This is a genomic window from Streptomyces sp. NRRL F-5755 (assembly GCF_001279365.1).
In the GTDB taxonomy this organism is placed as follows: Bacteria; Actinomycetota; Actinomycetes; order Streptomycetales; family Streptomycetaceae; genus Streptomyces; species Streptomyces rimosus.
The window spans coordinates 14,423-36,622 of the sequence record NZ_LGCW01000277.1 but is presented as its reverse complement, the minus strand read 5'-3'; the positions used below and the strand labels follow the sequence as shown (position 1 = coordinate 36,622).

Here is a 22,200-nt window from a genome sequence, read left to right as displayed (position 1 = left end):
GTCGAGGGTGCCTCCATGGACAGTCACCGGGTGAACCCCTTCAACCAGCGCGTCATCGAAGAGTTCCGGGCCAACGGGGGCCACGTGGGCGGTGAGTTCGCCGGGCAGTCGCTGCTCCTCCTGACCACCACAGGGGCGCGGTCCGGCCTGCCGCGGACCACTCCCGCCCTCTACCTGCCGGACGGCCCGGACCGGCTCGCCGTGTTCGCCTCCAACGGAGGCTCGCCCACCGCCCCTGCCTGGTACCACAACCTGACCGCCCACCCCCTGGCGACGGTCGAGGTCGGCACCCGTACGTACCGGTCCCGTGCTGTCGAAGTCACAGGCGAGGACAGAGACCGGCTATGGGCCCTCCAGGTGGCGGCCCATCCGCAGTTCGCTGCCTTTCAGGAGCGCGCCGGGCGGCGCATCCCGGTCATGGTGCTCACTCCGTGGAGCGCCCGCGCTTAACCTCCACGTCCACGGCGCGGAATATGCTCCCTCCCGTAGGCGCGCGTCGAAAGGGAGCACGCACCATGCGCATCGGGGAGCTGGCCCGCGCGACCGGCACGACGACCCGGGCCCTGCGCTACTACGAGGAGCAGGGCCTGCTGCGCCCCGACCGGTCGGCGAACGGCTACCGAAGCTACGGAGACGGCGCGGTGCGCGCCGTGGCGAACATCCGGCTGCTGCTGGCCTGCGGCCTCACCACCGACGACCTGCGTCTCATCGACGGCTGCCTGCGCGACGAGCTGACCGGGGACCACGCCTGCGCCGATCCCGCACCGAAGACCGAGGTCTTCGAACAGCGGCTCGCCCTGATCCAGCAGCGCATCGACGACCTCAGCGTTGTACGCGACCGACTTCTCGACCGGGTCTCCGAGCTGCGCCGACCGCCCGGAGCGAGCGACCGAGAGCGTTGCGCGGCGGTCTCCGGTCCGGGTACGGCCAAGCGCTGAGCAGCCATTCCCCAACCGGCCGACGCGGACGCGTACGCGGGCACGCGCTGCCGGTGATCCGGTGATTTACCGCGGTGCCCGCCGCGCACTGCCGCCTCCGCGGGCGGGCGCTGCCTTACCGTGCCCCCATGAGCGATGTGCTGCACACCGGCCACGGCCCCCGATCGCGGCTCACGCGCAGGGGCCGGCTCCTCCTGGCCGTCGGTCTCTGCGCCGTACTGGCGCTCATCGCGGTGCTGGTCACGCGCCTGCTCGGCGGTCCCGGCCACCCGCCGCTCACCATTCCGGAGGGGTGGCGCGCCACCCAGGTGTACGCGGCGGTCGACAAGGCCCTCGGTGTCGCGTCCGGCACCACGGAGAAGGCCGCGAAGAAGGCCCGGCTGAAGCTGCCGGAGGCGGCGAAGGGCAATCCGGAGGGGTTCCTCTACCCCGCGACGTATCCGGTGGACGACGACACCACGCCCGAGTCGCTGCTCTCGTTCATGACCGACACCGCCGCCGAGAAGCAGGCCGCCGACGGCATCCGTGCGTACGAAACGGTGATCATCGCCTCCGTCGTGCAGGCCGAGGCCGACCGGACCGCCGACATGGGCAAGGTCGCCCGGGTCATCGAGAACCGGCTCGACCGGGGCATGCCCCTCCAGATGGACTCGACCATCAACTACGCGCTCGGACGCAGCTCCCTCAACATCAGCCACGCGGACACCAGGCTCAACAGCCCGTACAACACCTACCGGCACAAGGGCCTGCCGCCGACCCCGATCGACAACCCCGGCCAGGACGCGCTCCGGGCCGCGGCCCGGCCGCCCGCAGGCGACTGGCTGTACTTCGTGACGGTCGCCCCCGGCGACACCCGCTTCACGGCCGATTACGCACAGCACCGCGCGAACGTACGGGAGTTCAACGAGCGGCAGGGACGGTAGCGGGCAGCACCGCCGCACCGGCCTCCGTACGCGGTAATGCGGTGCGGGGCCGTTGTCAGTGCTGCCCGGTATAACTCCTCGCATGGCACTGACGTGGAAGTTGGTCATCGACAGCACGAACGCGTCCGCCCTGGCGGACTTCTGGGCCGCGGCCCTGGAGTACGAGGTGGAGGACCCCACCGCTCTCATCGAACAGCTGCTGGCCGCCGGCCACCTCAAGGAGGAAGCGGTCGTCGCACACCACGGCCGCAAGACCTTCCGCGGTTATGCCGCGATACGCCACCCCGACGACCCGTACGACGAAACCAGCGGCATCGGCCGCGGACGCCGCCTGCTCTTCCAGGAAGTCCCCGAGGCCAAAACGTGCAAGAACCGCCTCCACATCGACGTCCACAGCGGCCCCGGCGGCTTGGAGGCACTGGTGACCCGGCTGGAGGGCCTGGGTGCGATACGCGTCCGGGAGGTGGATCAGGGACCTGCCGGGCACTGGTGGCTGATGCAGGACCCTGAGGGGAACGAGTTCTGCGCGGCGTAGGGCGGGGCGTGGTGGTCGCGCCGCTTCGGCAGACCGCTGGTTGGCACCCTCCGCAACGAAATAGCCCCGCCCACTCACCACACGCACAAGTCCCTCAGGGCGAAGACTGGCCACGGCACGAGTAGCTGTCGACTGAGACACGTCGAACTCGGCGGCAATTGCCACTGTGCCCGGCAAGCGTTCCCCAGGGCGATAGGTGCCGTTCTGGATTCGCCGCCGGATCTCCGCTGCGACTTGCGGCCCATGCGGTAGGGCTCTGTCGATCTTCACCTGGTCAGCGTGCGATGGCTTCATCCAGTTCGGTACCGAGGTATCTGCCGAGCCAGCTTGGCCATCCGGTGCGCGCCGGAACGAGAGCGCCCCAGGGCGACCGGGCAAGGGCCGGCACCTGGGGCTGAGCCGACTGACCAGGAGTCGGCATGAGCGACGCGACCGAAGGGGGCTTGACCGAGTCGGCGGCCGGCGTCCTGGGACTCGTGCGGGTACTGCTGGACGGGCCGCAGCTCACCGCCGATGAATCGAGGTGCACGCTGCAATGCCTGACAGGCCCCTGCATGTCGCTGAGCTTCGAGGCGAACGGTTGGCTGCGGCGGACAAAGAGCGACTCAGGACGCAGAACGTCCCCACCCCACCGGCGACCACCCCGACACGCTCGGCCGGAACCCCGGCCGAGCGCCCGCCTCCCAGACCGAACCGCCCCCTACTCCTCCCCCGCCACCGTCAACGACCGCAGCTTGCGACCCGCGTACCAGGTCGCCGATCCCGTGACCGCCACCAGAAGGACGACCGCCAACGGCAGCCCCACCTCGGAGGTGATCGCGCCTTCCGCGCCGATCTTCTGGCCGATCGCCAGGGCCCACTGCTGCACGCTCAGGGTGCGTGCGCCCGGGACCAGGTTGCCGACCAGGGTTTCCCATACCAGGGCGTAGACCAGGCCGAAGACGACCGCGTGCCGGCTGACCGTGCCGAAGAACAGGAACAGCGCGCTGTACGCGACGGAGGCGACGGCCGCGGCGACCGCGTACGCCACCGCGATCTGCTGGCTGTTGCCGTTGAGGACGAACCCGGCGATCAGGACCGGGACCGCCGAGAACGCGGCCGTCACGCCGATCGCCACGAGGAGTTTGGTGAAGATGACCGAGGACCGGCGCAGCGGCTTGGCCAGCAGGTAGACGACCGAGCCGTCGTCGATCTCCGGGCCGATCGCGCCCGTACCGGCGATGACGCCGATCAGCGGGACCATCGTGGCGAGCGCGAAGGTGCCGAGGACGCCGTTGGCGGTGGAGTCGTCGGCGCCGGCCAGGGCCCGTACCGCGACGGAGATGACGATCAGCAGGGCGGGCAGCGCGAACAGGATGAGCGCGCGGCGCCGCCCGAGCAGGGCCCGGTAGGTGAGCCGGGCGACGGTGGGGTTGAAGACCGAGGGCACCGGCGAGGGGCCCGCAGCGGGGGCCGGGGACGGGTCCGGCCGGACCGATGAGGTCGCAGACATCGCTTCGAGGCTCCTTTCAGGCCGCTACGAGGTAGGAGAAGACCGATTCCAGGGACTCGTCGGAGGGCGAGACCGTCAGGAGGCGGATGCCGTGGTCGCGGGCGACCCGCGGCAGCAGGGCGGTGAAGCGCGGGAAATCGACGGCCTGGATGCGCAGCGCGCCCTCCTGGAGGTCGACCTCGATCCCGGCCGTCGACGGGTCGGCGATCAGGGCGGCGGCCAGCGCCCGGTCGTCGGTGGAGCGCACGAGGTAGCGGTGCGGCCGGTCCGTCATCAGTCGGCGGATCTTGCGGAAGTCGCCGGACGCCGCGTGCCGCCCGGCCACCACGACCTCGACGTGCGAGGCCAGTTGCTCGACCTCTTCGAGGATGTGGGAGGAGAACAGGACCGTACGGCCCTCGGCGCCCATCCGCCGCAGCAGGTCCATCAGCTGCATCCGCTGCCGCGGGTCCATGCCGTTGAACGGCTCGTCCAGCAGGAGCACGGACGGGTCGTGGACCAGCGCCGACGCCATCTTCACGCGCTGGCGCATGCCCTTGCTGTAGGTGGAGATCCGGCGGTCCTGCGCGTACTCCATCTCGACGGTGGCCAGCGCCCGCCGCGCGGCATCCTTGCCCAGGCCGTGCAGTTCGGCGTTGGCGACGACGAACTCGCGGCCGGTCAGGAAGTCGTACATGGCCTCGCGCTCGGGCACGATGCCGATGTCGCGGTAGACGCTCTCGTCGCGCCAGACGGGGCGGCCGTCGAGGGTGACGGCCCCGCCGGACGGCGCCAGGAAGCCGCCCATCATGTTGATCAGCGTGGACTTGCCCGCGCCGTTGGGGCCGAGGAGGCCGGTGACGCCGGGGCCGATGGTCATGGTGATGTCGTTGACGGCAACGACATTGCCGAACCAGCGGGATACGTGGTCGATCTGGATGGTCGTCATGGGCGCGGCCCATTCTTTCGGGGGCTGGTGGCGGGCGTCGGGTGCGCCGTACGGGGCGCGGGGCGGGCGGTCACAGGCCGGCCTTCCGGTAGCGGCGCATCAGCAGCGCGTAGGAGCCCGCGACGGCGCACAGGGTGACCAGGAGCGCCACCAGTCCGGCGGCGGTGGTCGGCTGGACCTCGTCGGGGAACGACGCGGTGCCGCCCAGGAACGTCGCCTGCACGCTGTCGATGAGCGTGATGGGCGAGCACAGGGCGAGCCATCCGACGACGCCCTCCTGGCCCTGTACGGCGGCGATGCCCTGGACGGCGCTCACCGCGGCGTACGGGATGGTCAGCGCGGCGATGACGGCGGCGACGCCGAAACCGCGGCGCGGGGTGAGCGCCGAGATCACCAGGCCGAGGCCGGCGAACAGCAGCGAAAGCAGCGCCACCGAGACCAGGCCCTGGGCCAGCCCCCGGGTCTGGTCGACGAAGTCCATCTTGGCGAGCAGGGCGCCCACGTACAGGATCAGCAGCGGCGCGGCGGTCAGGATGAACAGCGCGCTCGCCATCGCGGCGAACTTCGCCGCCACGTAGTCGACGCGCTCGATGGGGCGCGAGAAGTACAGCGGCACCGTCTTGAAGCGCAGGTCGCGGGAGACGGACTGGGGTGCCTGGGCGGCCAGGTAGAGGCCGATGACCGCCTGGAGGTAGATCGCGTACCTGGTGTACGCCACCGGCAGATCGTTCATCTTCGTGAAGACCGCGACCGCCACCATGATGCCGGCGGGCAGGCACATCACGGCGAACAGCAGCATCGGCAGGACCTTGGACTTCGCGGAGCGGCCCAGCCCGTAGGCGCCGCGCAGGCTCTGCGAGAACAGCGACCGGCGGGCGTAGGCGCGGCCGAGGCGCGGGCCGTCGAAGTGGCGGTAGCCGATGTCGTGGATGACGTCCTGCGCCGCTCCGGAGGGCGCGGGGGTCCTGGTCTCAGGCGGCATCGGGGGCGCCTCCGTCCTTGGGGGCTCGGTGGGCGGTCGTCGCGGGGGCCTTCGCCGCGGGGGCGGCCGGACGGGCGGGCGCGTCCGGGGTGTGCGCGTCCTGGGCGCCCGGCGCGCTCGCCGCGTCCTCACTCCGAGAGACGCCCTCGCTCCGGGAAACGTCGCCACTCCGGGAACCCTCGTCGCTCTGGAAGACCTCGGATATGCGGTGCCGGCGCTGTTCCATCCGGACCAGGCCGAGCCCCAGGTCGGCGACGGTGTCGCGCAGCAGGTCGTACGTCTCCTCGCCGGTGGCCTCCACATACAGCAGGTGGGCGGCGGGGGCGGTGCCCTGCGAGCCGGGGACCGCGGTGGTCACCGCGACACCGGCGCGGGCCAGGGCCGCGCGCAGTGCCTCCGTACCGTCCGGGTGCTCGTCGGTGTCCGTGACCTCGACGGCCAGGGAGGCGGTGAGCTGGGTGAAGTCGTCGGTGGCGGAGGAGCGCAGCAGCTTGCCGCCATCGATGACGACGACGTGGTCGCAGGTGCGCTCCAGCTCGCCCAGGAGGTGCGAGGTGACCAGGACCGATATGCCGAACTCCGTGTACACGCGGCGGATCAGCCCGAGCATCTCGTCGCGGCCGACCGGGTCCAGGCCGTTGGTCGGCTCGTCCAGGAACACCAGCTGCGGGTCGTGGACGAGCGCCTGGGCCAGCTTGACCCGCTGCTTCATGCCCGTGGAGTAGCCGCCGATGGGGCGGTAGCGCTCCTCGTAGAGGCCGACGTGCCGCAGCGTGTCGGCGGTGCGCTCGCGGGCGGCGGTCGGCGGCAGGCCCGACATGCGCGCCATGTGGACGACGAACTCGGTGGCCGAGACGTCGGGCGGCAGGCAGTCGTGCTCCGGCATGTAGCCGACGCGCTCCCGGATGGCGCCGCCTTCCGTGGCCACGTCCAGGCCGAGGACGGCCGCGGACCCCTCGCTGGCCGGGGCGAGCCCCAGCAGCAGCTTGATCAGGGTGGACTTGCCGGCGCCGTTGGCACCCACCAGGCCGGTCACCCCGGGGCCGATGTCCACGGTGAGCCGGTCCAGCGCGGTCACCCTTGGGTACCGCTTGCTCAGGCTTTCGGTCACGATCACAGTCACGTCATCGACGGTAGTGGCGGGGACCACACCGGTCGTCAGACCAGGCGGCTGGATCAGCGTCCGACCACAGGTGTAGGGGCCCGTAGGGGAGGTCGTGCTTTGGTTCGTCCCGGTGTGGTGGCGAAGCGGCGTATGCGGTCTCTCCCGGTGCGGTGGCGGAGCGGCGCGGGGGCGCGATGCCGGGTGCCCTGCCGCGGGTTTTCCACAGGCTCGGCCGACCCCTTGACGTCGCCGCCGAGCATTGTCACATTCATCAGTGTCAAGTTACGGGCACGTACCGCGATGATCGGCTCACGGACGGGACGGACGGTTGGCGATGACCTCAGCGACAGGGGCCACGACGGCCCGCAGGGGCGGCGGGCCACGCGAACTCACCGCCGAGCTGCGGGGGTTCAAAGAGGTGCAGCGGCTGGCGTATGCCTGCGCCGAGGCCGTCGCCGCGCAGCTCAGGCCGGGGGTGACGGAGCGGGAGGCGGCGCGGATGCAGCGCCGGTGGCTGCGCGAGCGCGGGGTGCGGGACTGGTTCCACCTCCCCTTCGCCTGGTTCGGCGACCGCACGGCGTTCACGAACTTCCGCATACCGCTGCAGTTCTTCCCCACCGACCGGCGCCTGGAGCCCGGGATGGCCTTCATCCTCGACATGGCACCGGTGCACCAGGGGTTCACGGCCGACATCGGCTATTCCGGCTGCCTGGGGCTCAACCCGATCCACGACCGGCTGCTGGCCGACCTCGCGGCGCACCGCGAGCTGATCCTGCGCGAGGTGCGCGAGCGCCGTCCGCTGCGGGAGATCTACGAGGACGTCGAGCGCCTCATGATCCGCCAGGGGTACGCCAACCGCCACCGCGCCTATCCCTTCGGTGTCATCGCCCACAAGATCGACCGCGTACGGCCCCGCCGCTGGTCGCCGACGCTCTTCGGATTCGGCACACAGTCGCTCAAGGGCCTGGCCTCCGACGCGCTGCACGGCCACCGCGACGGCTGGTCTCCTCTGTGGAGCCCGTACAAGTTCTCCGACCACCCGCCGCAGCCGGGCCTGTGGGCGGTCGAGCCACACCTCGGATTCCGGGGCACGGGCGCGAAGTTCGAGGAGATCCTCGTCGTGACGGACTCCGCGGACCCTGAGGAGAGCGCTTTCTGGCTGGACGACGATCTGCCGCACGTGCGGCGCTGGCAGGAGGAGGGGGCCGCATGAGCGGGCAGGGGCAGACGGGTCTCGAAGGCGCGCGGGAGCGCTGGGTCCGTACGGGCGGGGTGGAGCTGTGCGTCGCCGAGCTGGGCGACGCCGCGCACCCCACGGTGGTGCTGGTGCACGGCTATCCGGACAGCAAGGAGGTGTGGTCGGAGGTGGCCCGCGGCCTGGCCGACCGCTTCCACGTGGTGCTCTACGACGTACGCGGCTGCGGCCGGTCCAGCGCGCCCAAGCCGCTGCGCGGCGGCTTCACCCTGGAGAAGCTGACCGACGACTTCCTGGCGGTCGCCGACGCGGTCAGCCCGGACCGGCCGGTGCATGTGGTCGGCCACGACTGGGGCTCGGTGCAGGCGTGGGAGTTCGCGACGGTCCGGCGCACGGAAGGCCGGATCGCCTCCTTCACCTCGATGTCCGGCCCGTCGCTGGACCACTTCGGCCACTGGATCAAGAAGCGCGCTTCCCGGCCCACCCCGCGCCGTGCCGCCCAGCTCCTCAATCAGGGCGTCAAGTCGTGGTACGTCTACATGCTGCACACCCCGGTCCTGCCGGAACTGGCCTGGAAGGGGCCGCTCGGCAAACGCTGGCCCAAGATCCTCCAGCGGGTGGAGAAGGTGCCCCAGGGTGCCTACCCGACCCCGTCCCTGCCCACGGACGCCGCGCACGGCGCCTGGCTCTACCGCGACAACGTCCGGGCCCGGCTGCGCCGCCCGCGCGCCGACGCCTACGCCCACTGCCCGGTCCAGCTGATCATGCCCACCGGCGACGCCTTCCTGTCCCAGCGGCTCTACGACGACCTCGACCACTGGGCTCCCCAGCTGGTGCGCCGCACCCTCCCGGCCAAGCACTGGGTGCCGCGCACCCGGCCGGACCAGTTGGCCGCCTGGATCGGCGAGTTCGTCACGTCGAAGGAGGAGGGCGCCCCCGCCAAGGAGATCGTCGCCTCCGGCCCGTACGCCGACCGGTTCGGCGGGCAGCTCGTGCTGGTCACCGGTGCGGCCAGCGGCATCGGGCGGGCCACCGCCTTCGCCTTCGCCGAGGCCGGCGCGCGCGTCATAGCCGTGGACCGGGACGCCGAGGGAGCCGCCCGTACGGCCGACCTGGCGCGGCTGGTCGGCGCCCCGCAGGCATGGGCCGAGACGGTGGACGTGTCGGACGAGGCCACCATGGAGAAGCTGGCCGACAAGGTCGCCGCCGAGTACGGCACCGTCGACGTGCTGATCAACAACGCCGGCATCGCCGTGTCCGGCCCCTTCCTCCACACCACCACCGAGGACTGGAAGAAGGTCCTGGACGTCAACCTCTGGGGCGTCATCCACGGCTGCCGCCTCTTCGGCAAGCAGATGGCGGAGCGCGGCCAGGGCGGCCATATCGTCAACACGGCGTCGGCCGCGGCCTTCCAGCCGTCCCGCGTCCTGTCCGCCTACGGTGCCTCGAAGGCGGCGGTGCTCATGCTCAGCGAGTGCCTGCGTGCCGAACTGGCCGGTCAGGGCATCGGCGTCACCGCCGTCTGCCCCGGCATCGTCAACACGAACATCACCTCGACGACCCATTTCACCGGCGTCTCGGCGGACGGGGAGAAGCGCCGCCAGGCCAAGGTGTCCCGGCTGTACGGGATACGCAACTACCCGCCGGAGAAGGTCGCCGCGGCGATACTGCGGGCCGTGGCGCGCAACGAGGCGGTGGTGCCCGTCACCCCCGAAGCCCGCGGCGCCCAGCTGATGTCCCGCATCGCCCCGCGCGCCCTGCGCGCCCTCGCCCGCGTCGAGCCTCCGTCGTAGAGCCCGCTCGGCACGGTGTCGGCAGGCCGGGGCAGGCGCACCGCCGCGCCGCCCCGGCGCCCTCCCTCATGTCCCACGTCAGGAGCCCCAGCGTGAGTACGCACCCCGAAGGACCGGAGGAACACCACACGATCGCACCCCGCCGCGTCTCGTTCGACTGGCGCGACACCCCGCTGCACTGGATACCGGACGAACCCACCGCCACCCACGTCATCAACGTGCTGCATCTGCTGCTGCCCGCGGGCGAGCGGTGGTTCGTCAAGGTCTTCAAGGAAGCCCTGCCGCTGGTCCGCGACCCCGCGCTGCTCAAGGACGTCAAGGGCTTCATGGGCCAGGAGGCCACACACAGCGTCCAGCACGCCCACGCCCTGGAGCACCTCGCCCACCAGGGCCTGGACACCGCTCCGTACACCAAGCACGTCGACTTCCTCTTCGAATACCTCCTCGGCGAACGCCCCCCGTTCGCGGCCCCCATATCCACCCAGGAATGGCTGCGCTTCCGGCTCTCCCTCATAGCCGCCATCGAGCAGTTCACGGCCGTCCTCGGCAACTGGGTGCTGCACGCCGACGGCCTGGACCGGGCCCGCCCCGACCCGGTCATGCTCGACCTGCTGCGCTGGCACGGCGCGGAGGAGGTGGAGCACCGCGCGGTGGCCTTCGACATGTACGAGCACACGGGCGGCGAGGGCCTGCCCCGCTACGCCCGCCGCGTCCTGGGCATGGCCGTCACCGCGCCCGTCCTCCTCTACCTGTGGGCCTGGGGCGCCGCCTACCTCATATGCCACGACCCGCAGCTGGCCGGCCGCCTGCGCTACTCCCTGCGCGAGCACAACCGGGCCGTACGGAAACAGCTCCTGCCGACCTGGCGCGAGCTGGGCGCCGCCGTACCGCGCTACCTGAAGCGGTCGTACCATCCCTCGCAGGAAGGGTCGCTGCGCAAGGCCGTCGCATACCTGGCGTCCTCACCGGCAGCCCGCGCCGCGGCGGGTGCGGTGGGCCGCGCGGCCATCTCGTAAGGAGCACCGCATTGACCGACCAGCCGCCGCCGGCCGAGTACCGCATCGAGGACCTGGCCCACATCAGCGGCACCTCGGTCCGCACCATCCGCGCCTACCAGGACCGCGGCCTCCTCCCCAAGCCGGAGCGCCGCGGCCGGGCCAACGTCTACGGCGACGAGCATCTGGAACGGCTGCGCCGTACCTCCGACCTGCTCGACCGCGGCTACACCCTCGCCAGCATCAAGGAACTCCTCGAAGCCTGGGACACCGGCCGCGGCCTCGGAGGCGTCCTGGGCCTGGTCGCCGAGATCGACGGCCCCTGGAGCGACGAGGAGGCGGCCCGCATCACGCGCGCCGAGCTGGACGCGGCGTTCGGCGGCACCCCGGACGAAGCGGCCCTGGCGGACGCCGTCGAACTGGGCGTCCTGGAACGCCTCCCCGGCAGCGACGACGCCTTCCGCGTCCCCAGCCCCCAGGAGCTGGCCGTCGCGGCCGAGCTGCACTCCGCGGGCGTCCCCCTCACCGCCATCTCGGGCCACCTGCGCGAACTGCGCGGCCAGGTCGAACACATCGCGGCCCGCTTCCTCGACTTCACCACCGAGTACGTCTTCCACCCCTACCTGGACCACCAGCCCACCGAAGCCGAGGCCACCGAGGCCGCCGACCTGGTACGCCGCCTCCGTCCCCTGGCCCAGCAAACCGTCGACGCCGAACTGGCCCGCGCGATGCGCACGTTGGCCACCCGGTACATCCATCGCCACCTCGGGGATTTGAGCGGGCAGGGGGTGGATACGAGCCCGGGCACCGGTACGAGCCCGGGTGCGACCGGTTCGCGCGCTGCGGATGCCGGTGGCGATGCCGGCCTCGGCGCCGATGTCGGGGTCATCACCGATGTCGACGCCGATATCGACGCCGGTACGCGTACAGACTCCGAGCCGATCATGGTCGCGCTGCCCGCCGACACCGTCCGGGCCGTACGTGAACTCGTCGGCCGGGAGAACGCGGCGGCCTTCATCACCGCGGCCACCCAACGCGAGGTCCACGCCCGCACCATGGACGAACTAGCCGCCCGCCGTACCCCACCCGGCTGACCGTACGGCCCCGGCCTTCCCCACGGGAACAAGCCGCCCCAGCGGGGCCAGGGCCAGGAGAAACAGCAGGCCGGCCACCGGCAGCAGGTCGAGCGTGGCGGTCATGGCCACCGCGCCCGCCACGACGACCAAGGGCCGCCAGACACTGATCACCCGCAGGACGGCCAACTGTCCGAGAAGCAGGAGCAGACCGACGTAGAACAACAGCGGCACCACCGTGTAGATGACGGGCATCACCCCCGGCACGCCCTGAATCCTGGCGAACAGCTCCCTCATGGCTTCGTGATCCGCCGATACGTACGCGACGAGCAGGTCGATGCCCGACTGCGCCGCCAAGGCCGCCACCCCGACCAGCCCCAGCGCCGCCGCCCCGGTACCCACCGCCCGCTGCGTCCCGCCCTGCCTCGCCGCCAGGCGCCGCAGCCCCAGCAACACCGGAACGAAGAGCAGGACACCCGCCAGCAGGAAGAGATGCCCGATCGACCAGGCCGGCCCCGGCCCCCGTTCCGTGTCCATCAGCCGGACCAGCCCGTACACCGCCATGCACCCCGGCCCGGCGACAAACGCCGACCGCCCCCACGTCGTAGCTGTCATGGTCGTAGTTGTCATGCACCGAGCTTCGGGGACCGACACGTGCCCCAACCTCCGGGAACACCCGGACACGCCCCTGAGCGACCCCCGATGCGTCCCGGGCCCTGGCCGATGCCCAGGGCCCCTGGCCGGAGCTTCCGTCGGCCTCTGGCCATCACTCGGCTGGTGGCTCAGTCGAGCTTCATATCGCCGAAGACCACCTTGCTGTTCCAGTTCCCCCCTCCCCAGTTGTGCGCGGCGGTGGACGGTGCGGAGTTCCCACGACCAACCTGCTTGCGGTCACCGTGCTTCCAGTCATCGGGGGTGCCGACTCCCCGGCCGTGCCGCCCAGGGTGGTCGAGGTGCCCCACCCCGGCCGGGCGGCCAAGATCAACTACATGGCCGGTCTTGGCAGGCTGACCAAGGTGGCCGTGGCGGTCGTCCTTGCCCGCCCTGCCGTGCTGGCTGTCGGCGGTGGCCGTACCGGCAGCGAACAGGACTGCCGTGGCGGCCACGGTGAGCGCCCCGACTGCGGCACCAATGCCTCTGCGCATATGACTTCTCCCCTCGTCAGGAGCCGTCCGGAGTGGACACCCTCATCCGATACCGGTGCGCCCCCGGCCGCCATTCGGTCGCGTGCACTCGGGGGACCGGGGGCGGTCCGGCTCATCCGCTACGCGGCAGCTAGGAGGCGGGCTCCGGGTCCGGAAGCCAGTTTCCGTGGAAGCCGTGGGGCACCCGCCGGGGTAGGTGGACCGTGGCCACCGGGTCCTTGGATATGTCCTCCGCGTCGAGGATGACCAGGTCACTGGTGTCCGTGGCGGCGTTGTAGACGTAGGTGAGCAGCCACCCCGGTCCGTCGGGCCGGTCGTCCGCCGGGGCGAAGGACGCCTCGTCCGGTACGCGGCCGGGGCCGAAGTCGTGCCGGGTGCTGGTGCCGGCGTGCAGGTCGTAGCGGATCAGCGCGCCGGGAAGCGGGTCGGAACCGGGCCCACCGGCCCGTGTGATGTGTCCGAACCGGGCGTCCAGCCCCGCCATCCGGTCGTCGATGCGCGGGAACTCGCCTGCCTGGTCGTCCAACTGCTCCTCGGCGACCTTGCCCGAGCCCAGGTCGATGGTCCACTTCCATAGGGTGGGCGGCGACTTGAACTCCATTGTCGGGTAGCGGGACACGTGGAGCACGATGCGTCCCTGCCCGTCGTCGTGCGCGTTGAGCGAGTGGAACACGTAGCAGGGGTCGATGGCGAACCAGCGGACCTGGCCGTGCGGGTCGTCGCACCGCAGGACGCCGAGCCGGGCACCGTATTCCGGGTCCCATACGAACGGCATGCCGGGCGACCGCCGGTCGAAGACCATCGGGAGATCCATGAAGACGACGTGCTCCGCCGTCAGGTGGAAGTCGTGCATCATCGTCGGCGCCGGTACCTCGATGGGGCGGCTCACCGCCAACTGGCCGTCGGCATCGGCCCGGTGATAGGTCAGGTAGGGCGCGGCCCTGGTGGCGTAGCCGAAGAAATGCAGCTCTCCCGTGGTCGGGCAGGTCTTCGGGTGCGCGGTCATGGCGGTGGTCAGCCGGCCGCCGAAGTCGTACGGACCGACGGTCTCCAGTTCATGCCCCGGTCGGCAGTCGATCTCGTACGGGAAGGACGACTCGACCAGGGCGAAGGTGCGGCCGGCGTGCCGGACCACATGGGTGTTGGCGACCCCGGCGGCCAGACCGTGGCCCCCTCGCTCGTCTCCGACCCGTATGCCGTCGGTGAAGGTCACCGTGCGGACCCAGCGGTTGCGGTACGAGACGGCCTTGCCGCCTTCCAGGCGGACGCCGTGGACCATGCCGTCGCCGAAGAACCAGTGGGCCGACGCGGCGTCCCGCGGGTTGGGGCCGTTGCGGAGGTACCAGCCCGTCAGCTCGGGTGGCACCGCGCCGGTGACGGGCAGTTCGTACGCAGTGAGTTCCTCCATCACCGGGGCGAAGTTGCCCGCGAGGTGTGGGGGCGGAGCGGAAGCGGAGCCGGCCGCCCGGGTGGCGGAGCCGGGAGTGTTCGTCGTTGTCATGCGGAACGAGCCTCCTGAGCGTAGGAGCGTTCGCCGGCCTTCTCCAGATAGCGCGCCTTGGCGCGCTGCGGGTAGGACGCGGTGAAACGCAGCGGGATGACGAAGGCACTGACGTGGACGACGATCAGGACGGCCGGGCCCAGCCCGTAGGCCGTGACCAGGACCTGCCCCACCGCGGCGAGCGTGAAGGACGCCGCCCAGGCCGCGCTGAGCACTTGGTTGATCCGCAGGAAGAGCGGGGTCTGCCAGACCTCGGGCGGCGCGTGGTGCCGGGCTATGGCGAGGGTGAAGGGACGGCGGACCGCTAGGGAGCCCCAGGTGATCAGCGCCAGCCAACCCGACGACAGGGCTCCGTCGTAAGCCCGTAGTCCGCTGTCCGGGCGGAGGAACGCGAGCGCGGTGACGCCCGCGAAGAACACGAGAGTGCCGTACTCAAGGACCCGCATCGATGGGGACAGGCTCTCGGCGCGGTCCAGGTAGAGCAGTACGCCGCCGAGCAGCAGGGCCGCCAGCGCTGCCCACTGCCACGTCGCCCAGGCGACGGCTCCGTAAGCGATCCATGGGATGAACCCCCGCAAGTAGGTCATGAAACCCGACTCCCCCGACCATCCAGCGACATTCCAACTTCGACATGTCAAAGCTAGAAGGTTCTGCGTTGACGTGTCAATAGTGGAAGGTAAAGTGGCGGCCATGAGCCTCCGCCATGCCGTTCTGGGCCTGCTGGCCGAAGCCCCTGCCAGCGGCTACGACTTGATGAAGACGTTCGACGTGTCGCTCGCGCACGTCTGGCCGGCCACCCAGAGCCAGGTCTACGGGGAGCTGAACAAGCTCACCGACGCGCAGCTCATCGAGGTGGTGGCCCACGGCCCCCGCGGCCGCAAGGAGTACGCGATCACCAAGGCCGGGCGGGCCGAACTGCATCGCTGGCTCATCGAGGTGGAACCCACCGGCCCGCAGCGCCACGACGGCCTGCTGCGCGTCTTCTTCCTCGGCGTGCTCACGCCACTGGAAGCCCGTACGTTCCTCCTGCAACAGGCCGAGCGGGCCGCCCGGGCGCACGCCCTCTACCAGGAGGTCGCGGACAGCAGCGACTGGGACGAGGAAATGGTCGCGGTATACGGGCGCATCGCCCTGGAATTCGGCCTGCGGCAGACCGCCATGGTGGAGGGCTGGGCCAAGTGGGCCGCCGAAGAGATCAACTCCGACCGGGCACGCCGGGCCCGGGATGCGGTCAAGGAGCAGGAGGAGAAAGCCGAGGAACGGCGGCGGGAGAAGCAGGAGTAGAGGAGGGGAAGGGGAGGAGGGGGGACGGGGCAGGGGAAGAAGAAGGAGCCGGGGCGGGTGGATCTCGGCTTGGGTCCAACCCGGCTCGGGTGATTCTCGAACCGGTCCCAACCCGGCCCGGGATGGATTCTCGAACCGATCCCGATCCGACCCGGGGTGCCTCGGTTTCGGCTTACTTCGGTGGTAGTGGCCCCTGGGCCCAGCCCGGCTCGGGCCCCAATTCAGCCCCCCGGACCTCAGCCCCCACGCACCCCGTCGAACGCCCCGTACAAGAAGAGCTCCACCAACTCCCGCGCGTCGACGCCCTCCTGCCCCGCGGACGACGTCTCCGCCTGCCCCAGCGCAACAAACACCCTGGCCAGCGCCTCCGGCGTCATCCTCAGCCGGTCCCGTTCCGGCTCGAAGAGGGCGGTGACCGCGGCCAGTGGTGCTGCCATCGCCTCCTCCCGGCTGCCGGGCACCGGCGCCGCGCTCGCATCCGTGCGTGCGTCCGGTCCCGTGCGTGCATCCGGTCCCGTACGTGCGCCCGTACCCGTACCCTCGCCCTTCGGCGCCTCCCGCCCCCGCAGATGCCCCGTCGCGTGCAGCGCGCCGATCACCGCGCCGATACGCGCCAAATGCTCCCGCATCGCGTCCAGCGCCTCGGTCAGCCGGTCGGCGAGCGGCTGGTCCAGGGAGATGGCGGCCAGCGATGTGAGCAGGGCGTCGGGGCGGAGGGCCTCGGCCACGCAGGCCGCCAGCAGCGCGTCCTTGTCCTCGAACACACGGAAGATCGTCGCCTCGCCGATGCCCGCGGCACGCGCCACCTTCGCGGTGGTCACGGCCGCCCCGTACTCGGCCACCAGAGGCAGCGCGGCCGTAACGATCATCGCCCGGCGCTCGTCGGCGCTCATCCCCGGCGCGCGGCGGCGCCGGCCCGGCGCGCCCGTCGCCTCCACTGCCTCAGCCATGCCGCCAAGTTACGCGAGCCAGGCGCTCGTGCCGGAACCGGCCGCCACCGGCCCCTTCACAGCCCCGGCGCGCCCCAGACCGGGAACCACCGGCTCAGGTCCGCCTCGATCTCCAGGTCGTCGGCGAGCAGCGCGCGCATCTCCAGTTCGAGGGCGCTGTCACGCTTCTCGGCGGGCGCGCTTTCCGGTCCGGTTTGCGGGGCGAAGGGGTAGAACGTACCGCGCTTGTAGAGGTAGACCAGCGCCAGCGAGCGTTCCCGGTCGTCCCGGAAGCCCATCAGGGAACACAGCAGTTGCGGGCCGAAACCCGCGCCCTCCAAGGAGCTGTTGACCGCGTGCAGGTCGTTCACCAGGGACGCGGTGTCGTCGGGGGCGTGCCGTGCGAGCATCCAGGTGTAGCCGTACTCGTCCTGGCTGAACTCGGCCGGGCTGCCCAGGAGGCCGCGTACCTCCTCCTGGATGCCGCGGAACGCGCCGCCCTCGACGCTCGCGAAACACACCGAGCCGAGGCCGGTGGGCCGGAACCCGGCCGCGGCCTGGAGGGTGACGGCCGCGGAGGGAAGCGCGAAGAGCCGGTCGAGGTCGGGGCTTACCGGTTTGCTGCGTCCGAGGATGGCGTCCAGGAAACCCATGCGGGCTCTCTCCTTGATCGGTCGGGTCACGCCGTCTTGATCGGTCGATTCACGGCCGTCCCAGCTGCGCCGAGATCCGGCCCAGCTGTTCCAGCCGCTGCTCCAGCGTCGGGTGCGAGGACAGCAGCCGCCCGAAGCTCTCCTTCGAGAACGCCGGCACGAAGAAGAACGCGTTGAACGGTTCGGCCTTGCGCAGGTCCCGCGTCGGGATCCGCGCCATCTGCCCGGTGACCTTGGTCAGCGCGGCGGCCAGCGCGGACGGCCGCCCCGTCAGGAGCGCGGCGGCCCGGTCGGCGGACAGCTCGCGGTAGCGCGACAGCAGCCGGGTCAGCAGGAAGCTGACGGCGTAGACGACGGCGCTGACCAGCGTGACGATCAGTACGGCGATCGCCGCGTTGTTGTCGCGGTTGTTGCGGCCGACGCCGCTCCACAGGGCCGCCCGCGTGATGATCCCGGCCAGTACGCCCAGGAACGACGCGATCGTCATGACCGCGACATCGCGGTGGGCGACGTGCGACAGCTCGTGCGCGAGGACACCTTCGAGCTCCTCCGGCTCCAGCCGCCGCAGCAGGCCGGTCGTCGCGCACACCATCGCGTTCTTCTGGTTGCGGCCGGTCGCGAAGGCGTTCGGTACGTCCGACTCGGCGACCGCGACGCGCGGCTTGGGCATGTCGGCCAGCGCACACAGCCGGTCGACGGCGCCGTGCAGCTCGGGCGCCTGTTCAGGAGAGACCTCGCGGGCGCCCATGCTGAAGGCCGCGATCCGGTCGCTGAACCAGAACTGCGCGATGAACAGGGCGCCCGAGATGAGCAGCACCACCAGCCACGCGCCCTTGAGGAGCACCACCAGGACACCCACCACGACCACGTACAGCAGGCCGATGAAGAACATCGTCGTGACCATGCGCGAGGTCAGGCCGCGGTCGGGGGCGAATCGGGTTCGTGCCATGCCTCTCAGTCCTCCAAACCGCAGAGTCCGTAGAGCTCACCCGAGGAACCGCGCTTCATCCGAGGAACCGCGCGGGTGCCTTAGACCCGATTCTCCCTCTTGCCGGGTTTTTACGGCGTAAAGCGGAGGCCATGGATTACGGCGGGGTGGTGGGCCTGGGGGATCGGCCGGTAGGCCGGGGAGGCCGACCGGTGGGCCAGGAGCCCGATAGGAGCTGGGGCGCCCGCCCCGACCGGCCCACGCGGCGCCACGTGGCACCTGCGGCTACCGCGGTGCCCCCTGCTCCCCATGGCGCGCCATCACACCCCGCAGCCCCCTACCCCCCGAGCTGCGCCACCCCCTCCGCAGCGATCCGCTCGAACACCGTGAGATCGGCCTCGAAGACCGAGTCGGCGATCGGCCAGTGCAGCACGATCTCGTCGATGCCCGCCTCGGCGTGTGCGCCCGCGAAGTCCACGAAGGCGTCCAGGGAGGCGAGCGGGCGGTCCGGCGAGAAGCCGGTGAGCATGATCTTCGTCAGCTCCCCGGCATCCCGCCCGGCCTCGGCGCATGCCTTCTCCAGACGGCCGACCTGCCCGCGTACCGCCTCCAGCGACTCGGCCGCGCTGCCGGTCGCGGACACCTTCGGATCACCGGTCGTCACCCACGCCTGCCCGTGGCCGGCCGCCAGCTTCATCCCGCGCGGCCCGGTCGCCGCGATCGCGAACGGCAACCTGGGCCGCTGCACACAACCGGGGATGTTGCGCACCTCGTGGGCACGGTAGTGCTCGCCCTCATAGCTGACCACGTCGTTCGTGAGCAGCCGGTCCAGCAGCGGCACGAACTCGGCGAAGTGGTCGGCGCGTTCCCGGGGCGTCCACGGCTCCTGGCCGAGCGCCGTGGCGTCGAAGCCGGAGCCGCCGGCGCCGATGCCCAGGGTGATCCGCCCGTCGCTGATGTCGTCCAGCGAAATCAGTTCCTTGGCGAGAGTCACGGGGTGCCGGAAGTTCGGCGAGGTCACGAGCGTGCCCAGGCGCATCCGGGACGTCGCGGCGGCGGCCGCGGTCAGCGTCGGCACCGCGCCGAACCACGGCTCGTCGCGAAAGCTCCGCCAGGACAGGTGGTCATAGGTGTACGCGGTGTGGAAGCCCAGTTCCTCGGCACGCTGCCACACCTCCCGGCCACCCTCGGACCAGCGGCGGACGGGGAGGATCACGGTGCTCAGTCGCATGGGTACGAGCCTACGGCCGCACGAGAAACCCCCCGTGAGCCCCGTGGCGCTCCAACGCGCCGGGGGCGCACGCCGTAGGCACGGGCACGGCGCTGAACGTACATTCGATCCGGCGCGGCACCCGTTCACCCCGCCCGCCGTCGCCGTACGGTGCCACGCCCCGGCGTCCGGACAGCCGCCCGGACAGCCCTCCATCCACGACCAGACGCCCCACTGCCTGCGCCCAGCCACCACGCCTCCAATCCCGGATACCTCGCCGTCCCCCGCCCGGGCGCCCCGCTGTCCGCGTACGGACGGCCCGACACCCGCACACAGACGGCCCCCACCCCTGGACAGGCCGTTCGTCCCCGTAAAGCTCATGCGCGCAACCCGCCGCACGCCTGTGCGCGCATATGCGCGAAGATGGACTCCGTGACTGATGCCTCCGCCGAGCCGCCGCAGGCTCCCCGGTCCGCCGAAAAAACGATCCGCCTGATCGCCACGGATCTCGACGGCACCCTGCTGCGTGACGACAAGACGGTCTCCAGCCGGACGATCGCGGCGCTGGCCGCCGCCGAGCGGGCAGGCATCGAGGTCTTCTTCGTGACCGGGCGCCCGGCCCGCTGGATGGATGTGGTCAGCGATCACGTACACGGGCACGGGCTGGCCATCTGCGCGAACGGCGCGGCCGTCGTCGATCTCCACCACGGCCGCCGCATCGTGGAGATCAGCCCGCTGGAGCGGCCCGCGGCGCTCGCGGTGGTGCACGCGCTGCGTGCCGCCGCTCCCGGTACGTCGTTCGCGGTCGAGCGGACCGGCGGGATCAACTACGAGCCGGAGTACCCGCCCTTCCAGCTCGACCCGGCCGCCGTCATCGCGCCCGCGGAAAAGCTCCTCGCCGAGCTGAGCCCGGAGCACTCGCGCTCCCCGCTGGAGCAGGAGGGCGCGGGCGCCGAGGTGCCGCCGGCCTCCGAGGACATCGGCGCCGACCAGCCCGTACTGAAGCTGCTCGCCCACCACCCCGACCTGGACCCGGACGCCTTCCTGGAGCTGGCCCGCGCGCGGGCGGGCGCGCACGCCTCCTTCACCCGGTCCAGCCCGACCGCGCTCCTGGAGATCAGCGGGCCGGGCGTGAGCAAGGCCGGCACCCTGGCGCGCTGCTGTGCCCAGCGCGGCATCGGCCCGGACCAGGTCGTCGCCTTCGGGGACATGCCCAACGACCTCGAAATGCTGGCCTGGGCAGGCACTTCGTACGCCATGGCCAACGCCCACCCCGACGTGCTCGCCGCGACCGCCCTGCACACCCACGGCAACAACGAGGACGGCGTCGCGGCCGTCATCGAACGCATCCTGGACGGCCGCTGACCCCTCCCTCCTCTCGCCGCACAACAAGCCGCCCCCGTACGGAACGCAACCCGGCTCCCCTCACACCCGCACCCCCCGCCCCCTCAACCACGGCACCGGATCGACCCCCGACCCCATCTGCGGCGTACGGCGTACCTCGAAGTGCACGTGCGGCCCCGTGGAGTTGCCGGTCGAGCCCGACAGCGCGATCTGCTGGCCCGTCCGTACCTGCTGCCCGGCGCGTACCACCACGGCCGACAGGTGCGCGTACTGCGTGAACGTTCCTGCACCGTGCTGTACGACCATGCTGATGCCGAAGTTGTCGCCGCAGGTCAGGCTGAGGACGCGGCCCCGGCCCACGGACCGTACGGGCGTGCCGACCGGCACCGCGAAGTCCTGGCCCGTGTGGCGGTGCGCCCAGCGGCTGCCCGCACCGCCGAAACCCGCCGACAACTGGTAGCGCTCCACCGGCCGGGCCCACTTCCCGCCCGGCGCCGGCACCGGTGGCACCTCCGTGGCGGAACGTTTCGCCACCGCGGACACCGTGCCGGGCAGCCTGCCGCACCGGCCGCTCCGAGCGGCCTGCCTGGACGCCTTGTGCAGCAGCCCGCGGGCCGCGCCCAGGCGGCGGCCGATGCGCCGGCGCTCCGCGTCGAGCCTGGTCCGGCGGGTGTCGAGCTCGGCGGTACGGATGTACGTGGCCACGCTGTCCACCGCCAGGGACCGGCTCGCACGCAACGCGTCCCGCGCGTGCGCGGCCAGCAGGCGCTGGCGGCGCTCGGCCTTCCGGTAGGCCCTCAGCACCGCCTGCGGGGCGCCGGAAGCCCGGGCGGACCGCGGGACCGGGAGCCGGCGGCCGGTGCGGTACTGCGCGACGGCGATCCGGCCCGCCCGCCGGCGCAGCTCGCCGGCTGTGCGCTGTTCGCGCCGCAGCTCCGTGTGCAGCCGGGAGATCCGGGCGTGGCCGACCCGTGCCGCGCGCAGGACCGCCGCGTACGACCGTCCCGTCCGGCCCGCGTCCCGGCCCAGCCGGATCACCTCCAGGCTCGCCGCGGTCAGACGGTCCGCGACCTGGTCGCGCGCCTCAGGGGGGCGCAGGGGCGCGAAGGACGGCGGCAGGTGCTCGACGGCGCCCGGTTCGGCAGCGGCCGTCATGGCGGCCGCTGCCTCGGCGAAGGCCGCCCCGGTGGCGGCCGGTGCCGTCCCTGCCGTCGCCGACAGCGCCACCACCAGCGACAATGTCATCC

23 protein-coding genes and 1 pseudogene are annotated in these 22,200 nt (G+C 71.6%); 10 read left to right on the top strand and 14 right to left on the bottom strand.

Features of this window, described 5'->3' with window-relative positions; translation table 11 throughout:
* The first annotated feature begins 15 nt into the window (after positions 1–15).
* The 4 genes from ADK86_RS26865 (at position 16) to ADK86_RS26850 (ending at position 2,396) form a co-directional block, all read left to right on the top strand.
* A complete protein-coding gene (locus ADK86_RS26865) occupies positions 16–450 on the top strand; it encodes a nitroreductase family deazaflavin-dependent oxidoreductase (protein WP_053698951.1) in 435 nt (144 codons plus the stop codon).
* Between the two features lie 65 nt (positions 451–515).
* A complete protein-coding gene (locus tag ADK86_RS26860; protein WP_053698925.1) occupies positions 516–938 on the top strand; it encodes a MerR family transcriptional regulator in 423 nt (140 codons plus the stop codon).
* Positions 939–1,066: 128 nt separating this feature from the next.
* Entirely contained in the window at positions 1,067–1,861 is a 795-nt protein-coding gene (gene mltG / locus ADK86_RS26855; protein WP_053698924.1) for an endolytic transglycosylase MltG, read from the top strand.
* 82 nt (positions 1,862–1,943) lie between these two features.
* Entirely contained in the window at positions 1,944–2,396 is a 453-nt protein-coding gene (locus tag ADK86_RS26850) for a VOC family protein (protein ID WP_053698923.1), read from the top strand.
* Between the two features lie 66 nt (positions 2,397–2,462).
* On the opposite strand, the pseudogene ADK86_RS41410 reads toward ADK86_RS26850, so the two are convergent.
* The 5 genes and pseudogenes from ADK86_RS41410 to ADK86_RS26830 form a co-directional block, all read right to left on the bottom strand.
* Positions 2,463–2,690 (bottom strand): annotated as a pseudogene (locus ADK86_RS41410) (winged helix-turn-helix domain-containing protein); the annotation flags it as partial.
* 406 nt (positions 2,691–3,096) lie between these two features.
* Positions 3,097–3,888, bottom strand: a complete 792-nt coding sequence (locus tag ADK86_RS26845) for an ABC transporter permease (RefSeq protein WP_234346049.1) — start codon at positions 3,886–3,888, stop codon at positions 3,097–3,099.
* Between the two features lie 16 nt (positions 3,889–3,904).
* A complete protein-coding gene (locus ADK86_RS26840) occupies positions 3,905–4,816 on the bottom strand; it encodes an ABC transporter ATP-binding protein (RefSeq protein WP_053698921.1) in 912 nt (303 codons plus the stop codon).
* A gap of 70 nt (positions 4,817–4,886) precedes the next feature.
* A complete protein-coding gene (locus ADK86_RS26835; RefSeq protein ID WP_053698920.1) occupies positions 4,887–5,798 on the bottom strand; it encodes an ABC transporter permease subunit in 912 nt (303 codons plus the stop codon).
* A complete protein-coding gene (locus tag ADK86_RS26830) occupies positions 5,788–6,948 on the bottom strand; it encodes an ABC transporter ATP-binding protein (RefSeq protein WP_234346048.1) in 1,161 nt (386 codons plus the stop codon). Before ADK86_RS26830 ends, ADK86_RS26835 begins: the two co-directional genes overlap by 11 nt.
* Before the next feature lie 289 nt (positions 6,949–7,237).
* Between ADK86_RS26830 and ADK86_RS26825 the strand changes: the two genes are divergently transcribed.
* From ADK86_RS26825 to ADK86_RS26810, 4 genes are all read left to right on the top strand, one after another.
* Complete coding sequence (locus ADK86_RS26825; protein WP_030599030.1) at positions 7,238–8,116, top strand: M24 family metallopeptidase; 879 nt, start codon at positions 7,238–7,240, stop codon at positions 8,114–8,116.
* The gene (locus ADK86_RS26820) at positions 8,113–9,891 is read left to right on the top strand and encodes an SDR family oxidoreductase (RefSeq protein WP_053698918.1); all 1,779 of its coding nucleotides are present in this window, start codon (positions 8,113–8,115) and stop codon (positions 9,889–9,891) included. Before ADK86_RS26825 ends, ADK86_RS26820 begins: the two co-directional genes overlap by 4 nt.
* Before the next feature lie 68 nt (positions 9,892–9,959).
* Positions 9,960–10,907: a metal-dependent hydrolase gene (locus ADK86_RS26815; protein WP_053698917.1), complete on the top strand. Its 948-nt coding sequence runs from the start codon at positions 9,960–9,962 to the stop codon at positions 10,905–10,907.
* Positions 10,908–10,918: 11 nt separating this feature from the next.
* A complete protein-coding gene (locus ADK86_RS26810) occupies positions 10,919–11,980 on the top strand; it encodes a MerR family transcriptional regulator (RefSeq protein ID WP_053698916.1) in 1,062 nt (353 codons plus the stop codon).
* Here ADK86_RS26810 and ADK86_RS26805 read toward each other — a convergent pair.
* The 4 genes from ADK86_RS26805 to ADK86_RS26795 form a co-directional block, all read right to left on the bottom strand.
* Positions 11,951–12,574 carry a hypothetical protein gene (locus ADK86_RS26805; protein WP_053698915.1) on the bottom strand — a complete coding sequence of 208 codons (624 nt, stop codon included), beginning with the start codon at positions 12,572–12,574 and terminating at the stop codon, positions 11,951–11,953. The two genes, ADK86_RS26810 and ADK86_RS26805, sit on opposite strands and share 30 nt — an antisense overlap.
* 167 nt (positions 12,575–12,741) lie before the next feature.
* A complete protein-coding gene (locus tag ADK86_RS43335) occupies positions 12,742–13,104 on the bottom strand; it encodes a hypothetical protein (protein WP_159393971.1) in 363 nt (120 codons plus the stop codon).
* Positions 13,105–13,234: 130 nt separating this feature from the next.
* Positions 13,235–14,605 (bottom strand): carotenoid oxygenase family protein, encoded by a 1,371-nt coding sequence (locus ADK86_RS26800; RefSeq protein WP_053698914.1) that lies wholly within the window; start codon positions 14,603–14,605, stop codon positions 13,235–13,237.
* Positions 14,602–15,192: a hypothetical protein gene (locus ADK86_RS26795; RefSeq protein WP_053698913.1), complete on the bottom strand. Its 591-nt coding sequence runs from the start codon at positions 15,190–15,192 to the stop codon at positions 14,602–14,604. Before ADK86_RS26795 ends, ADK86_RS26800 begins: the two co-directional genes overlap by 4 nt.
* Positions 15,193–15,295: 103 nt before the next feature.
* On the opposite strand from ADK86_RS26795, the gene ADK86_RS26790 reads away from it, so the two are divergent.
* Entirely contained in the window at positions 15,296–15,889 is a 594-nt protein-coding gene (locus ADK86_RS26790) for a PadR family transcriptional regulator (protein ID WP_030599050.1), read from the top strand.
* A gap of 236 nt (positions 15,890–16,125) precedes the next feature.
* On the opposite strand, the gene ADK86_RS26785 is transcribed toward ADK86_RS26790, so the two are convergent.
* The 4 genes from ADK86_RS26785 to ADK86_RS26770 form a co-directional block, all read right to left on the bottom strand.
* The gene (locus ADK86_RS26785; RefSeq protein WP_063789095.1) at positions 16,126–16,839 is read right to left on the bottom strand and encodes a TetR/AcrR family transcriptional regulator; all 714 of its coding nucleotides are present in this window, start codon (positions 16,837–16,839) and stop codon (positions 16,126–16,128) included.
* Positions 16,840–16,895: 56 nt separating this feature from the next.
* The gene (pspAB, locus tag ADK86_RS26780; RefSeq protein ID WP_053698912.1) at positions 16,896–17,471 is read right to left on the bottom strand and encodes a PspA-associated protein PspAB; all 576 of its coding nucleotides are present in this window, start codon (positions 17,469–17,471) and stop codon (positions 16,896–16,898) included.
* 49 nt (positions 17,472–17,520) lie between these two features.
* Positions 17,521–18,420: a zinc metalloprotease HtpX gene (gene htpX / locus ADK86_RS26775; protein ID WP_053698911.1), complete on the bottom strand. Its 900-nt coding sequence runs from the start codon at positions 18,418–18,420 to the stop codon at positions 17,521–17,523.
* Positions 18,421–18,736: 316 nt separating this feature from the next.
* Complete coding sequence (locus ADK86_RS26770; RefSeq protein WP_053698910.1) at positions 18,737–19,630, bottom strand: LLM class flavin-dependent oxidoreductase; 894 nt, start codon at positions 19,628–19,630, stop codon at positions 18,737–18,739.
* Between the two features lie 402 nt (positions 19,631–20,032).
* On the opposite strand from ADK86_RS26770, the gene ADK86_RS26765 reads away from it, so the two are divergent.
* Entirely contained in the window at positions 20,033–20,974 is a 942-nt protein-coding gene (locus ADK86_RS26765; protein WP_053698909.1) for an HAD hydrolase family protein, read from the top strand.
* A gap of 60 nt (positions 20,975–21,034) precedes the next feature.
* Here ADK86_RS26765 and ADK86_RS26760 read toward each other — a convergent pair whose 3' ends face one another.
* Positions 21,035–22,198: a M23 family metallopeptidase gene (locus tag ADK86_RS26760; protein ID WP_053698908.1), complete on the bottom strand. Its 1,164-nt coding sequence runs from the start codon at positions 22,196–22,198 to the stop codon at positions 21,035–21,037.
* Positions 22,199–22,200: the final 2 nt, after the last annotated feature.

Coding starts and splice junctions, on each gene's coding strand:
- ADK86_RS26765 (WP_053698909.1), top strand. CDS start 20,033: ATGGACTCCGTGACTGATGCCTCCGCCGAGCCGCCGCAGGCTCCCCGG.
- ADK86_RS26835 (WP_053698920.1), bottom strand. CDS start 5,798: ATGCCGCCTGAGACCAGGACCCCCGCGCCCTCCGGAGCGGCGCAGGAC.
- ADK86_RS26790 (WP_030599050.1), top strand. CDS start 15,296: ATGAGCCTCCGCCATGCCGTTCTGGGCCTGCTGGCCGAAGCCCCTGCC.
- ADK86_RS26850 (WP_053698923.1), top strand. CDS start 1,944: ATGGCACTGACGTGGAAGTTGGTCATCGACAGCACGAACGCGTCCGCC.
- ADK86_RS26865 (WP_053698951.1), top strand. CDS start 16: ATGGACAGTCACCGGGTGAACCCCTTCAACCAGCGCGTCATCGAAGAG.
- ADK86_RS26795 (WP_053698913.1), bottom strand. CDS start 15,192: ATGACCTACTTGCGGGGGTTCATCCCATGGATCGCTTACGGAGCCGTC.
- ADK86_RS26845 (WP_234346049.1), bottom strand. CDS start 3,888: ATGTCTGCGACCTCATCGGTCCGGCCGGACCCGTCCCCGGCCCCCGCT.
- pspAB (WP_053698912.1), bottom strand. CDS start 17,471: ATGGGTTTCCTGGACGCCATCCTCGGACGCAGCAAACCGGTAAGCCCC.
- ADK86_RS26840 (WP_053698921.1), bottom strand. CDS start 4,816: ATGACGACCATCCAGATCGACCACGTATCCCGCTGGTTCGGCAATGTC.
- ADK86_RS26760 (WP_053698908.1), bottom strand. CDS start 22,198: ATGACATTGTCGCTGGTGGTGGCGCTGTCGGCGACGGCAGGGACGGCA.
- mltG (WP_053698924.1), top strand. CDS start 1,067: ATGAGCGATGTGCTGCACACCGGCCACGGCCCCCGATCGCGGCTCACG.
- ADK86_RS26820 (WP_053698918.1), top strand. CDS start 8,113: ATGAGCGGGCAGGGGCAGACGGGTCTCGAAGGCGCGCGGGAGCGCTGG.
- ADK86_RS26770 (WP_053698910.1), bottom strand. CDS start 19,630: ATGCGACTGAGCACCGTGATCCTCCCCGTCCGCCGCTGGTCCGAGGGT.
- htpX (WP_053698911.1), bottom strand. CDS start 18,420: ATGGCACGAACCCGATTCGCCCCCGACCGCGGCCTGACCTCGCGCATG.
- ADK86_RS26800 (WP_053698914.1), bottom strand. CDS start 14,605: ATGACAACGACGAACACTCCCGGCTCCGCCACCCGGGCGGCCGGCTCC.
- ADK86_RS43335 (WP_159393971.1), bottom strand. CDS start 13,104: ATGCGCAGAGGCATTGGTGCCGCAGTCGGGGCGCTCACCGTGGCCGCC.
- ADK86_RS26860 (WP_053698925.1), top strand. CDS start 516: ATGCGCATCGGGGAGCTGGCCCGCGCGACCGGCACGACGACCCGGGCC.
- ADK86_RS26785 (WP_063789095.1), bottom strand. CDS start 16,839: ATGGCTGAGGCAGTGGAGGCGACGGGCGCGCCGGGCCGGCGCCGCCGC.
- ADK86_RS26825 (WP_030599030.1), top strand. CDS start 7,238: ATGACCTCAGCGACAGGGGCCACGACGGCCCGCAGGGGCGGCGGGCCA.
- ADK86_RS26805 (WP_053698915.1), bottom strand. CDS start 12,574: ATGACAGCTACGACGTGGGGGCGGTCGGCGTTTGTCGCCGGGCCGGGG.
- ADK86_RS26815 (WP_053698917.1), top strand. CDS start 9,960: ATGTCCCACGTCAGGAGCCCCAGCGTGAGTACGCACCCCGAAGGACCG.